This window comes from Dyella sp. BiH032 (assembly GCF_031954525.1).
Taxonomy (GTDB): Bacteria; Pseudomonadota; Gammaproteobacteria; order Xanthomonadales; family Rhodanobacteraceae; genus Dyella_D.
In genome coordinates this window covers 767,737-780,725 of record NZ_CP134867.1, presented here as the reverse complement: position 1 = coordinate 780,725, position 12,989 = coordinate 767,737, and the positions used below count along the sequence as shown (strand labels likewise).

11 protein-coding genes are annotated in these 12,989 nt (G+C 69.3%); all 11 read right to left on the bottom strand.

Annotated features, from left to right (window positions below):
• Window positions 1-984: 984 nt before the first annotated feature.
• The 11 genes from hrpB to gspF all read right to left on the bottom strand — a co-directional run bounded on the left by hrpB (window position 985) and on the right by gspF (window position 12,978).
• Window positions 985-3,504 carry an ATP-dependent helicase HrpB gene (gene hrpB, locus RKE25_RS03410; protein WP_311840860.1) on the bottom strand — a complete coding sequence of 840 codons (2,520 nt, stop codon included), beginning with the start codon at window positions 3,502-3,504 and terminating at the stop codon, window positions 985-987.
• Between the two features lie 81 nt (window positions 3,505-3,585).
• On the bottom strand, window positions 3,586-5,970 hold the full coding sequence (gene gspD / locus RKE25_RS03405; protein ID WP_311840859.1) for a type II secretion system secretin GspD: 2,385 nt from the start codon (window positions 5,968-5,970) through the stop codon (window positions 3,586-3,588).
• A 3-nt stretch (window positions 5,971-5,973) separates the two neighbouring features.
• Entirely contained in the window at window positions 5,974-6,768 is a 795-nt protein-coding gene (locus RKE25_RS03400) for a hypothetical protein (RefSeq protein ID WP_311840858.1), read from the bottom strand.
• Window positions 6,765-7,415: a type II secretion system protein GspM gene (gene gspM, locus RKE25_RS03395; RefSeq protein WP_311840857.1), complete on the bottom strand. Its 651-nt coding sequence runs from the start codon at window positions 7,413-7,415 to the stop codon at window positions 6,765-6,767. Before gspM ends, RKE25_RS03400 begins: the two co-directional genes overlap by 4 nt.
• The gene (locus RKE25_RS03390; RefSeq protein WP_311840856.1) at window positions 7,412-8,587 is read right to left on the bottom strand and encodes a PilN domain-containing protein; all 1,176 of its coding nucleotides are present in this window, start codon (window positions 8,585-8,587) and stop codon (window positions 7,412-7,414) included. Before RKE25_RS03390 ends, gspM begins: the two co-directional genes overlap by 4 nt.
• The gene (locus RKE25_RS03385) at window positions 8,584-9,456 is read right to left on the bottom strand and encodes a type II secretion system protein GspK (protein WP_311840855.1); all 873 of its coding nucleotides are present in this window, start codon (window positions 9,454-9,456) and stop codon (window positions 8,584-8,586) included. Before RKE25_RS03385 ends, RKE25_RS03390 begins: the two co-directional genes overlap by 4 nt.
• Window positions 9,453-10,211 carry a prepilin-type N-terminal cleavage/methylation domain-containing protein gene (locus RKE25_RS03380; RefSeq protein ID WP_311840854.1) on the bottom strand — a complete coding sequence of 253 codons (759 nt, stop codon included), beginning with the start codon at window positions 10,209-10,211 and terminating at the stop codon, window positions 9,453-9,455. Before RKE25_RS03380 ends, RKE25_RS03385 begins: the two co-directional genes overlap by 4 nt.
• Complete coding sequence (locus RKE25_RS03375) at window positions 10,211-10,645, bottom strand: prepilin-type N-terminal cleavage/methylation domain-containing protein (RefSeq protein WP_311842320.1); 435 nt, start codon at window positions 10,643-10,645, stop codon at window positions 10,211-10,213. Before RKE25_RS03375 ends, RKE25_RS03380 begins: the two co-directional genes overlap by 1 nt.
• A gap of 59 nt (window positions 10,646-10,704) precedes the next feature.
• Entirely contained in the window at window positions 10,705-11,112 is a 408-nt protein-coding gene (locus RKE25_RS03370) for a GspH/FimT family pseudopilin (protein ID WP_311842319.1), read from the bottom strand.
• A 134-nt stretch (window positions 11,113-11,246) separates the two neighbouring features.
• Window positions 11,247-11,615, bottom strand: a complete 369-nt coding sequence (gene gspG, locus RKE25_RS03365) for a type II secretion system major pseudopilin GspG (protein WP_311842318.1) — start codon at window positions 11,613-11,615, stop codon at window positions 11,247-11,249.
• A 145-nt stretch (window positions 11,616-11,760) separates the two neighbouring features.
• Window positions 11,761-12,978: a type II secretion system inner membrane protein GspF gene (gene gspF, locus RKE25_RS03360; RefSeq protein WP_311840853.1), complete on the bottom strand. Its 1,218-nt coding sequence runs from the start codon at window positions 12,976-12,978 to the stop codon at window positions 11,761-11,763.
• Between the last annotated feature and the right edge of the window lie 11 nt (window positions 12,979-12,989).

Genomic DNA, 12,989 nt, shown 5'->3' with positions numbered 1-12,989 from the left:
TCTTCTTTGCTTGCCCAATCCCCTCAAGGGGGACCTCGAGAAGAAGTAACCAAAAAGAGAGGGCCCCCTGCGCGGCGCCCTCCACAGCCTATGCTGCTCCGGGTGCGTTGAGGGCTGGCCGGGCTTTTCGACAGGGCATCCCTGCCCTGATCGAAAAGGCGGAGACGTCCTGTCCCCGCCCGCCTGCGGCGGCCTGATCGTCCAGCCCTCACCGCCGCGAAGGGAACCCAGGAGATCAAGAGCGATACGGAGCGTCGCTTCGCTCGCTCTTGCTTGGTCGTTGGCTGCTTGCCGCGGTACCGCACTTCTCCTTCTCCCCTCCGGGGAGAAGGCGGGATGAGGGGCGGGTGCTCGCGGGAACGTCGCTAGAGCCGAAGTGGCTTTAAAAGTCGAAGCAAAAATATGTACGCGCGGCTTGCTGCGAGAGGAAGTGCGAAGGCGTGGCAGAAGCTGAGCTCTCTGAGCAACGAACAATAGGCATGAGGAACGAACAAAATCCCCGCTCCGTAGGTCCCCTCACCCCGCCCTCTCCCCGGAGGGGAGAGGGAGAAGTGCCGTGCTATCGCCAGAACACTACGAGCCGACGCACCGCTCTCCGTCCTCTTCGCTTCGGCGCCTCGACGTCCCCGTCACGCACCTCAGTGTCCCTTCGAGTCGCGCGGTCCAGCAAAGTAAGAAAACACACCGTGCTCTGCCATCCCCCGCCGCGAGCTTTTGACTTGAGGCCATTTCTCTTTGGTTACTTTCTCTTTGGGCCAGCAAAGAGAAAGTAACTCGGGCGCCGGCAGGCGTCCGACATGCCCGCTGCATAAGCGGCCAGATCGCGCAAACGCAACCTTAGTGCGAACGACGAAGAGCAGCCCCGCACACCGACGAGCACCCGACATGCCCGCTGCATAAGCGGCCAGGTCGCGCAAACGCAACCTTAGTGCAAACGACGAAAAACCAACCACCACCGCGACTTCATAACCCAGAAAGAACCCATCACGTTCCCCGCGGCTTCGCCCGATGCGTCGGCATCGCGCCCCACGGATCGTCCGGCCAGGGATGTCTGGGATAGCGGCCTTTCAATTCCTTCTTCACCTCCGGATACGTGCGCTCCCAGAACCCCTTCAGGTCCTGCGTGACCTGGATCGGCCGCCCCGCGGGCGACAACAGGTGCAAGGTCACGGGGATGCGTCCGTTGCCGACGCGTGGCGTGTCGGCGAGGCCGAACAGTTCCTGCAGCTTCACCGCCAGTACGGGTGGCTCGCCGGCGGCGTATTCGAGGCGGCGGGTCATGCCGCTGGGGACGACTACGCTTTCCGGCGCGTGAGCGTCCAGTGCACGGCGCTGCTCGTAGTCGAACAGGCTGGCGAGCGCCTGCGAGAGTTCCTCGGCGTTCAACGCATCGAAGCGACGCTTACCCTCGAGGTACGGCGCCAGCCACGACTCCAACGAATCGAGCAACGCCTGGTCGCCCACGTCCGGCAGGCCCAGTTCCGGCATCCATGCGCGCACCGCCTGCATGCGCGCGCGCAGGCGGCGTGCGTTCTCGCTCCACGGCAGCGCGTCGAGGCCCTTGGCGCGGATCGCGGCGAGCAAGGCCGGCAGCGCATCTTCCGGCTGCACGGGGACGCTGCGCCGGGACAGCACGATGCCGGCGTAGCGCTGTTCCTCGAAGGCCTCGACTGCGTTGCGTTCGTCGTTCCAGCGCAAGCTGCGTTCGCGGCGGAACTGGGTGGGAAAGTCGCGCTCCAGCACGCGCGGGTCGAGCGGTGCGCCGGCGAGGATCAGGCTGTCGCGTGTTTCGTAGCGCAGGTCCAGCGCGACCAGCCAGGGCTCGCCGAGCAGCGCGGTGTTCTCGTGCAGGCGCGCGCCGCGGCCGTTGGCCAGGGTGTAGCGCAGAGGATTGTTGTCGTCGCGGCGCGCCACGCGGTCGGGAAACGCATGCAGCAGCAGGTCGCCCACCGCGTGGCTGTCCGGCACGCCGCTAGCGGCGGTGCGCACGTCCAGGCGCCTACGCCAGCCCTTGCTGGCCTGTTCGATCGCCGCCAGCGCGCCAGTGTCGGCACCGCCGCGCGCACCGGCCGTGCGGCGATCGCGCCATGCGTGCAAGGCATCGACGCGCGCGCGGAAATCGTCGCTGCGTGCCTGCTCGCCGCGCAGCGGCGAGCGCGCCTCCATCAGCGCCAGCAGATCGGCGACCAGCGCATGCCGTTCGGCCGGCGCCCGCAGCGCGGCGGCACCGAGTCGCGGCGTGGCGCCCAGTTCCAGCATCCGGCGGCCCAGCGCCGTGATGCGTCCGCCGGCGTCCAGCGCGCCGAGCGACGCCAGCAGCTCACGCGCCTGTGCCAATGCGCCAGCCGGGGGTGGATCCAGCCACGGCAGGCTGCCGCTCTCGGCCGTGATGCCCCAGGCGGCCAGCTCGAGGGCGAGGCCGGACAGCTCGGCCTGCGCGATCTCGGCGACGCGCGAAGGTTCCAGCCGTTTGCTCTGCGGCCATAGGCGGTACGCGGTACCTTCGGCAACGCGTCCCGCGCGGCCGGCGCGCTGATCGGCCGACGCCTGCGAGATCGTCACCGTCTCCAGCCGCGTGAAGCCCGAGTTCGGATCGAAGCGCGGCTCGCGCGCCAGTCCGCTGTCCACCACGGCGCGGATGCCCGGCAAGGTGACGCTGGACTCGGCCACGTTGGTGGCCAGCACGATGCGTCGCGTGCCGGGCTCGGCCGGACTCAGCGCCGCCTGCTGCTCGGCCATCGAGAGCTCGCCGTGCAGCGCGACTACCTCGATGTCATCGCGCCCCAGCGACTGCGCCAGCACCGCTTCGGTGCGGGCGATCTCGCGCCGCCCCGGCAGGAAGGCCAGCACGTCGCCGTCGTTCTCGTCTAACGCCAGCCGGGCCACGCGGGCGAGGTGATGCTCCATGCTTTCCTGTGCGCGCGGCGGCGGATAGTCCACGCGCACCGGAAAACTGCGGCCCGGGCTGCTCAGCCGCGGCGCATCGAGCCACTGCGCGATGCGCTCGCCGTCCAGCGTGGCCGACATCACTACCAGGCGCAGCTCCGGCCGCAGCGTGGCCTGCACGTCCAGCGCGAACGCCGCGCCGAGATCGCCCGCCAGATGGCGTTCATGGAATTCGTCGAACAGGACGGCGCCCACGCCGCTCAGCTCGGGGTCGTCCTGGATGAGGCGGGTGAGGATGCCCTCGGTCACCACTTCGATGCGCGTGGCCGCGCTCACCTTCGATTCGAACCGGATGCGATAGCCGACCGTCTGGCCAACCTCCTCGCCGAGCTGCCGCGCCATGAACTGTGCCGCCGCGCGCGCCGCGATGCGGCGCGGTTCCAGCATCAGCACCTTGCCGCTCCCGAGCCAGGTTTCACCCAGCAGCGCGAGCGGCACCTGGGTGGTCTTGCCAGCTCCGGGCGGCGCTTCGAGCACGAGACGCGGATGCGCCGCGAGCGAAGCGCGGATCTCGGGCAGCAGCGGGGTGATCGGGAAGGCGGGTGCGGCGGAAGTCATCGCCGGGATGATAACGGGGCCGCGCTCCCGCCGGCCCCTCGCTCCGGCCCCCTCCCCTTCGGGAGAGGGCATGGCGCGGCCTTACTTCGTCGGATAGGTCGCCGCCGCCGGTACCTTGTCCTGTCCCTGCCGCAGCGGCGCCAGCGATTCGAACTTCTGCTGGTACTCGTCGGTGATCTGCTTGGCTTCTTCGGCGCTGCCGATCACCTTCGGCGTGATCAGCACGACCAGCTCGGTACGGTCGCGGTTGCGGTTGGTCGAGCCGAACAGGCGCCCCAGCACCGGAATGCGGTTCAGTCCCGGGATGCCGGTATCGGTGGTGTTGTCCTGCTGCTGGATCAGGCCGCCCAGCAGCACCGTCTGCCCGCTCTGCACCGCGACCTGCGTGCCCATCGAACGCTGCGAGATGGTCGGATTGGCAGCGCCGTTGGGATAGGTCGGCGAACTCACCTGCTGCTGCACGTTGAGATACACCAGGCCACCCGGATTCACGCGCGGCTGCACGTTGAGGATCACGCCGGTATTGAGGTAGTTGACCTGGTTGTACACCGCCGTGCCCACGCCGGGATTCACGCTGGTCTGGTTGATCGGCACCTGGTCGCCCACCTGGATCTGCGCGACCTGGTTGTTGAGCACCACCAGCGACGGCGCGGACAGCGTCTTGGTATTGCCGTTCTGCTCCAGCGCGCGCACCGCCACCTGCAAATTGTGGTTGACGAAGGAGTAGAAGAACGCGTCGCCCGCCGAGGTGCTGGTGCCGGGGTTGTAGCGGGTGCCGCCCTGGCCCAGGCCCCATTGCTGCTGGTTGCCCGGCTGGCCCGGCGTATAGGTGCCGTCGCCGTTGTTGGTGCCGCCGATCAGGCCTTCCAGGTACCACTGCACGCCGAACTGGAACGCGCCGGTGAGTTTCACCTCCAGGATGCGCGTCTCGATCTGCACTTGCAGCGGCGTGTTGTCCAAGCGCTTGATGGCCGACTCGATTTCCGCCCACTGCGAGGGACGCGCGCGCACCAGCAACTGGTTGTTCGCGTCCACCGAGCTGATGCGCACGCTGCCGTCTTCGGAGGTGTACTGCTGCGGGGCCTGCGAACCGCCGCTGCTGTTCTGCTGCGAGCCGAAGGTGCTGCCGATCGACGTGCCGGGGCCACCGAAACCGCTGTTCTTGCTGTCGGTGCCGTTGTTGAAGCCGGCGCCGGAGTTGATGCCGCTGTTGATGCCGCTGTTCAGCCCACCGTTGAGGCCGCCGCTGTTGCCCAGCCCGCCGGTGGTGCTGCTGCCGAAGCTGCCGGCGGTGCTGCCCATGCCGCTGGCCGAGCCGAAGGCGTTGTCGGTGTTGCCCGTGGTGCCGGCATTGAGGCCCGGCCCGACGCGGCCGCCGGAGTTGCCGCCACCGCCGCCGCTGGCATAGATCTGCGCCAGGTACTGGGCGAGGTCGGAAGCCTTGATGTTGCGCACGTCGTACACGAACAACTGCGGCTCGTTGCCGCCGCCGCGATCGATCTTCTCGATCCACTGGCCGACTTCCTGCAGATACGCAGGCTGCGTGCTGATCACTACCAGTGCGTTGGTGCGCTCGATGGGGATGAAGCGCAGCATGCCGGCCAGCGGCGTGTCGCCCTTCGGGCCGAACATGCCATCGAGCTTGGGCATCAGTTCGCCGACGCTGGCGCGCTGCAGGTTGAATACGCCCACGGACATGCCGCGCAGCCAGTCCACGTCGAACGTGCTGACGGTGCGCTGGTAGTTGGCCAGCTCCTGCGGCGAGCCGGCCAGCACGATCAGGTTGCGCGACGGATCGGCAAGCAGGATCGACTCCGGCCGCGCGAACGGCTTGATCAGTTTCTGCATCTCCGCCGCGGAGATGTAGCGCAGCGGGAACAGGCGCGCCTGCATGCCCGCCGGCGGCGCGACGGCGCCGAGGCTGGGCACGAGATTGCCGGCGACGGCTTCCTTGGCCGGCATCACCACGTAGCCGCCGTTGCGCTTGACCAGCGCATTGCCGGTCCACGACAGCAGCGTCTCCAGGATCGGCATGGCCTGGCTGGAATCCACCGGTTCGGCCGTAGCGAACGAGATGTTGCCCTGCACGCCCGGCGCGATCGTGTAGTTCTGCTTGAGCAGATCGCCCAGGATCGCCTTCACCACCGCCTGCACGGGCTGGTTCTCGAAGTTGAAGGTGACCGCGCCGTCGCCGGTGGCCGGCGCACGCGGCGTGGCGAGCGCGGAAGGCCGGATGAAGGTGCCGGTGCCCTCGGTGATCTGCGGCGTGGCATTGGCGCCGTCAGGCGCCTTGAAGCCGGTGTTGAGCGGGAGCGGCTGCGGCGCCGGCTTCTCCGTGCCGGCCATGGCTTCACGCTGCAGCGCGCCATCGTCCTTCGGCGGCGGCAGCGTGGAGCAGCCGGCCATCCAGACGGCCAAAGCGAGGGTGCCGATGCGGCACGCCGGCGAAGTGAGATGACGGGACATGGATCAGTGTGCTCCTTCAGGGTTGCCCGCGGCCTGCTGCTGTTGCTGTTCGGCGCGACGCTTCTGGATGGCGGCCTTGAGCTGGCGGATACGCTCGGCCTGCAGCGCGCTCTCGTCCTGCGGCGGACGCGGCGCGTTGCTGTCATTGGGCTGCGGAACGATGCCGGGCGCGTTCTCGGCCGCCTTCATGTCCATGCGCGGCAGATTGCCTTGCCCTTGTCCCACGCGCTGCACGGCGCCGGCCGGCACGTTGATCGGCCCGGGCATCGCGCCGGCCTGGGGCGGCTGCGGCTGGCCGTCGGCCTTCGGCGCGTCGATCGGCGCGCCGGCCGGCAGTTCCAGCTCGGTGCGGCCGGTGGCGGATTCGAACACGGCCGAGCGCGGTTTCACTTCCACCAGCTTCCAGCTGCCGTCCGGCAGGGCGGAGCCTTCGGCGACGCGCACGTCGGCGTCCTGGCCGCGCGTGTGCAGCAGAGCCATGTGCAGGCTCGACGTGAGGATGATGCCGGTCAGTTGCATCTCGCCGAGGCTGGCGCCGCCCTTGGTGGCGCGGGTGATCGGCTTGCGGTCCGGGCTGAAGATGGGCTGCTGCCACACGATGCCGAACTGCTCCAGCGGCAGCAGCCGCGGCAGGTCGGCGGCGCTGGCGCGCAGGTCCGGCAGCGGCGCGGCGGGGCGCGGCGGGTCCCATCGCACGCCGCGGCCGACGCCGGCGAACAGCATCAGCAGCAGCAGGACCAGTGCACCGGCCACGCCGGCGAGCACGGGAGTGAGGCGACGCTGCGCGGCGGCGTTCATGCGTTGTCCTCCGACGCCTGCGGCGCGGGCGCCGCGGGAGCGCCCGCGCCGGCACGGGCCTGGCGCACGTAGCCGCTCAGCGTGAACTGCACTTCCAGCGGCGGCGCGTTGTTCTGCTGCGCCGCCACCGGATTGCGGTAGATGGTCAGGTCGTCGATGAAGAGATAGGGCGTGCCCTGCTCCAGATCGTGCATCACCGCCGCCAGCGGCTGCATGTCGCAGCGCAGGCTGATGCTGACGGCAACCTTGCGGTACGGCTCGTTGTCCGACGCAGGCGGATTCGGCACCGGCATTTTCTGGCTGACTTCGCAGCTGCCGCCTTCCGGATGCGAGCCGACCACGTCGACCACGCGCTGCATGAGGCCCGCCGCCGCTGCGCTGGGATCGTCTTCCGGCAAGAAGGCGTTGTTCGTCGCCTGGCCCTGGCCGAGCGCGGCGATGCGCTGCTCCAGCTGCGGCTTCTCGGCGATGGCGGCGGCGAAGCGCGACTGCGTGTCGCGCAGGTCCGCCATCTGCGCGTTGACGTCGAGCATGGGCGACACGAACCACCAGTGCAGCAGCGCGAAATACGCGATCACCAGCGCCACCAGCAGGAGCAGGAGCGCGGCGATGCGGCTGTCGCGCGGCTTCATCGCGGCCAGCTTCACGATTTGCCCCCTCCGCTGGTGGCCGGCGCGGCCGGCGCCGTGCCGGCGGGCTTGGCGGGAGTCTGCTTGCGCAGTTGCGCGACCATGTAGAAGCGTTCCTTGCCGGTCTGCGGGTCGGCCTGGATGGTGCCCTGGAAATTCGGATTGCTGATGACAGTCGAATCCTTCAGCGCATCCACCAGGCGCGCCGCCTGCGGGCTCTGCCCCTGGAAGCCGACCTGCCCGGCGTTGTCGATGCTCAGGCGCTCCAGCCACGCCGTGGCGGGCAGGCGCTGGCTGAGGTCCTGCAGCACCCCGAGCGCAGAGACGGTGCTCTTCTTGCGCTCGGCCAGGAAGCCGGCGGCGCCGGCGTTGTCCTGCAACTGCTGGCGCAGGCCGGCGACCTGCTGCGCTTCGCCCCGCATGGTCTCCACCTGCGCCTGCATCTGTTCGAGCGCGACCCGGCGATTGTGCAGCCATTCGCCCAGCACCAGCACGACCAGGACCACGCTGGCCGCGGCCAGGGCGAGGTTGAGCCGCTGGCGCGGCCGCGTACGGCGCGGCGCCTGCTCGGCGGGAAGCAGATTCACGCCGGTGCGGCCGGCGCCGACGGCCAGATCGACCGCGTCCACCGCGATCCCGAGATGAGCCAGGCGCGCCAGCAGCGGATCGAGCGTAGCGCGCGGCACCGCCACCAGCTCGGCGGCGAGCCGGCCGGGCGGCGCGGGCACGTCCAGCTCGCGGATGTCGTAGCGGACTTGTTCCGCGCGGAACGGCGTCTGCCGGTCCATCTCGAAAGCGCCGACCTGCTGCAGCGTGTCGCGCGCGGCGGCGGGGAGCAGCAGAGGGCGGCGCAGCACCTGCGCCGGGGGCAGGCACAGCGCAAGGCGCAAATCCTCGCGATCCACGCCACGCAACCCGTCGGCGAGCGCGGCCTGCTGCGCCGCGGCGTCCAGCTCGTCGCTCCATTGCGCGAGAACGTCCGCGGCACCATCGCGGCGCAGCTGCCACGTGCCGTCCACGCGTTCGAGCAGGTGCCAGGCGGCACCGCCGCCGAACCAGGCGCGCCAGCGCGGCGGCGCCAGCGCGGCGAGTTCGCCGCCCCACCACGCGAAGAAACGCGGCAACGGCGAGGTCCGCCACGCGCGGCGCACCTGTTCGAGCTGCGGTCGCAGCGAGCTCGTCATGCTCATTCCCCGTCTCCTTCCTGCCAGCGAAGCACCGCGTAGGGCTGTGCTCCGGCCCTGGCCCCTTGCAGACGCACCGTGGCGCGCAACACCGCGCGCGTCCCATCCGGCAACGTCGCCTCCGAACGAATACTATGCGTCACGCCCTGACTGGCGCCTAGGCCCGGCTTCGCGCCAGGTTGCTGTCTTGCGGCATACGCCGCGTTCGCCTGATCCGGCGTCATGCCCGGAATCGCCTGCATGGCCAGCGCGGGCGCGTAGTTGGGATCGGGCGCGTTGCGGCCCGACCAGATCGTGATCTGCCCGGCGAGCTTGCGATAGAGCGCCGGCTCCATGCCCAGCACCATCTGCAGTTCCTCCAGGCTCGCGAAAGGTCCGTGGCGAGGGCCGTAATCGCGGCCGGCGGCGACGTAGGCGGCATTGTTGTTCAGGTCCCCGGGACGGCCGAAGCTGCGCCATTCGACCACCCGCGTGGCCAATTCGTTCGCCGGGCCATCGTTCATGCCCGCAGCCTTGAACAGCGCTTTCAGCACGTCGGGCGAGGCGGCGTTGATATCGACCTTGCCGCTCTCATCGATCACCCGCAGGCCCACCTTCGCGTCCTCGAACTGGAACGGGTATTCGCGTCCGTCCGGCACCCAGCGCGTGCCCTGCGCCGGGTCGAGCAGCGCGTAGATCGCGCGGGTCATGCCCGCCTCCGCGGCATAGTGCGCGCGCAATTGCGAGAACTGGTAGCGCGCCTGCAACCCTTCGTTGCGCGCCAGCATGGCGTAGCCGCCCAGCACGATCGCCAGCAAGGTGCAGGCCCACAGCACCACCAGCAGCGCGACGCCGCGCTGGCGCGAAGAAGGCGTGCGGGTGCGCGGATGGTTCATCGCGTCACCGGCTGGCGCCGCAGGCCGCGGAGCATGTCCATCTGCTGCCCCAGGCCGGCGGTGGGATCGATGCGCAACGGCGCATCCAGGCGCGGCCAGTCGTGCAGGCCGTCGAGCTTCAGTTCCACACGCACCACCCGCGGCAGCATGCGTGGGTCGGGCCAAGTCGGCTGCCAGGTCCCCGGCTGGTCGGGCGTGTCCGGCGTGCGGTAGCTGAAGTGGCCTTCGCGCACGTCGTCCATCAGCACTTCGGGTTCGCCCACCGGCTTGGGTTTGCTGCCGTCCGGCGGAAGCAGCGCGAAGCTCACCTCCAGGCGCGATCCGCCCTTGCCGTTGGAGACCAGCTTCCACTCCTGCAACTGCGGCCCCAGCTTGCCGAGATAACCCGGCAGCGGCGCGACGAAACGCATGCTCTGCGCATCGCCGACGAAAAAGATGCTGTCGCCGTTGGCGTCGCGCGACTGCGGCACGGCCTGGATCTGCGCCAGTTCCTGCCGCATGAACTGCTGCGTCGAGCGCAGCTGGTCCAGCCGCTCCACCGCCGCGCCGCCGGCGCGCACGCTGCGCGTCGCGGTGCGCACGCCGGAATAGATGCCGAGCAGCAATAGGGCCATGAGCGCGAGGGCGCCGAGCACTTCGAGGAGGCTGAAGCCGCGCGCGACCTGCCGGCCGGAATGCTTCGGCCGGGAAACGCAGGCGACGGGCCACCCCTGCGCTCCCGCCCCTACTCCAAACGCCGGGCGCCGCTGGGTCATTACGGTTGTCCGGGCTGCGGCGCGGCCATGCGCAAGGTGCTGAAGTGCGCCGAACGCTCGCTGCGCCCCTGCCCCCACAACACGTCCAGGTCCAGCTTCACCACCTGCAGCGGCGATGCCGGCTGCTGCGGGTCGACGTCGGCTGGCCGCCACGGCGCCACCGTCAGCCGCCAGCGGTATTGGCGATCGAACTGGCCTTCGGTACGGCCAGGCCGCAGTGGGCCTTCGGCGTCCGCGGTATCGAGCAGGCTGCGCGCCCACAGGGCCGCGCGGGTGTAGTCGGCCGCGTTGTTGGTCAGGCCGATCGAACCGCCGGCCACGCGCATCAGCGCGGTGAATGCGATGGCGAGCAGCAGTAGCGCGGCGATGACTTCGAGAAGGCTGAAGCCCCGGGCAGAGACGACGCGCCGAAGAACCGCGCGCGGAGAGCGCATAGGCACGCCCAAGCCGCCCTGAGCAGTTCGCCACGCCACGTTCTGCGTTTTCCGCTCCATCACGACGTCACCACGCTCACGGCACCGGTGAGCCACGACACGTTGACCTGCCACTTGCGCTGCTCGCGCTGCAGGGTGATGTGGCCGCCGGTGGAACTGCCGTCGGGAAAGAAGCGGATGCGCCCGGTGGTCGGGTTGGGCTGGTCTTCCTTGGCGCTGGTGATGCTGAGCTTCATGCCGGAGGGAAGCCGGACCTCGCGCTGGTCCACGCCCTTGTAGGTGTTCTTGCGCGTATCGACGTCGAACACTTGTTCCTTGCCGCGCACGATGGCCTGCGCGCGCGTGGCGCGCAGCGCGGCGGCGAGTTCGACGCTGGCGGCGTTGACACGTGCGCTGGCCAGCCCCTGCGACACGGAGACCGACACCGCCGCCGCGGCAATGCCGATCAGCAGGATGACGACGAGTATTTCGAGGAGGGTGAAGCCGCGGGTACGTGCCGCACGCTGGCTACGGGGAACAGGAAACGAAAAACAGCGAAGCGGAGGGATGCGTCGTGCTGGCGCCCCCCATTCCCTGTCTCCCGTTTCCCGTTCCCTCTGGATCACTGCCAGTTGCCCACGTCGGCACTGTAGCCCTCGCCGCCGGGCTGGCCGTCCTGGCCGTAGAAGATCAGGTCGAAGTTGCCGTGATCGCCCGGATACTTGTAGCCGAAGGCGTGGCCCCACGGATCCTTCAGTTCCGACTCTTTCGCATACGGACCCTGCCAGTTGCGCGCATTGGCGGGCTTGGCGATCAGGTCCTGCAGCTGCTGCGGCGGCGAACCGTTGTCCAGCGCGTAGTTCTCGATCTTCTGGCTGAGCGTGGTGAGCTGCGCCTTGCCGGCGCCGTACTTGCCCTTGTCCACGTTCTTGCCGACCTGGGTCACCACCACCGCGCCGATGATGCCGATCAGCACGATCACCGCGAGCATTTCGAGCAGGGTGAAGCCGCTGGAGCGCGCGGCGCGCAGGGAACGGACGGCAACCCGCGGAGCGGCGAAGCTCCCCCGTTGCCCACGCCCGGTCGCCGGGGCCCGCTTCATCAAATGAGCCATTACGTTCTCTCCGTTTCTTTCGTCACTGAATATTGCTGGTCAGGCTGAGCAGCGGCAGCAGGATCGCGGCCATGATGATCGCCACCAGAATGGTCATCACGATGGTCAGCGCCGGCACCAGCGCGGCGAGCAGGCGGTCGATGGCGCGCTTGCTCTCCAGGTCGAAGGTGTCGGCCACCTTCAGCAGCATCGTGTCCAGCTGGCCGGCCTCCTCGCCCACCTGCACCATCTGCAGGGCCAGCCGCGGGAACCGCTGCGACTGCGCCAGCGCCAGGCTGAGACCCGCGCCGCCCTTCACTTGTTCCGCGGCCTGCGCCAGCGCCTCGTCCAGGGCCCGGTTGGAGGTGACCTGGCGGGCGATGGTCAGGCCCGACAGCAGCGGCACGCCGTTCTTGAGCAGGGTGCCCAGGGTGCGGGCGATGCGCGCCGTCTCGATTTTCAGCAGCAGCGGGCCGACCACCCGCTTCTGCAGCAGGCGACCGTGCCAGGCCAGGCGATAACCCGGGTCGCGCAGGCGCGCGCGCCATACGAAGATGCCGCCGCCGATCACCAGCATCAGCAGCCACCACCACGATTGCAGCAAGTTGCCCAGCGCCAGCACCGCCTGGGTGATCAGCGGGATCGGCACTTGCATGTCCTCGAAGATCGGCACGAACTGCGGCACCACGTAGGCCAGCAGCAGCACCAGCGACCCGAGCACGCCCACCAGCAGGAAGGCGGGGTAGATCAGCGCGTTGACGATGCTGCCGCGTAGTTGCTGCGAGCGTTCGAGATAGTCGGCAAGGCGGCGCAGCGTATCTTCCAGCGAACCGCCGGCCTCGCCGGCGCGCACCAGGCTGATGTATAGCTTGGGGAACACACCGTGTTCCTCGTCGAAGGCCTGCGACAGCGGCGCGCCGCCGCGCACGCGGTCGCGCACGCGCTCGACCAGCTTTTTCGCACGCTCGCCCTCGGGCAGGTCCATCAGGATGCCCAGCGCGCGGTCCAGCGGCTGTCCGGCACCCAGCAGGGTCGCCAGCTGGTGGGTGAACTGCGCCAGCTGGTCGCCGGTGAAGGGCCCGCGCTTGAGCAGGCCGCCGAGCCCGCCGCCGGCGCCGGCCTCGTTGGCCGGCTTCGCCTCGAGCGGCGTGTGGCCCTGGTCCTGCAGGCGCGCGATGACTTCCTCGACGCTGGCCGCTTCCATTTCGCCCTGCAGGATGTCGCCGGTGTCGCTGACCGCCCGGTAATGGAACTGGCTCATGGGAAGCGGCG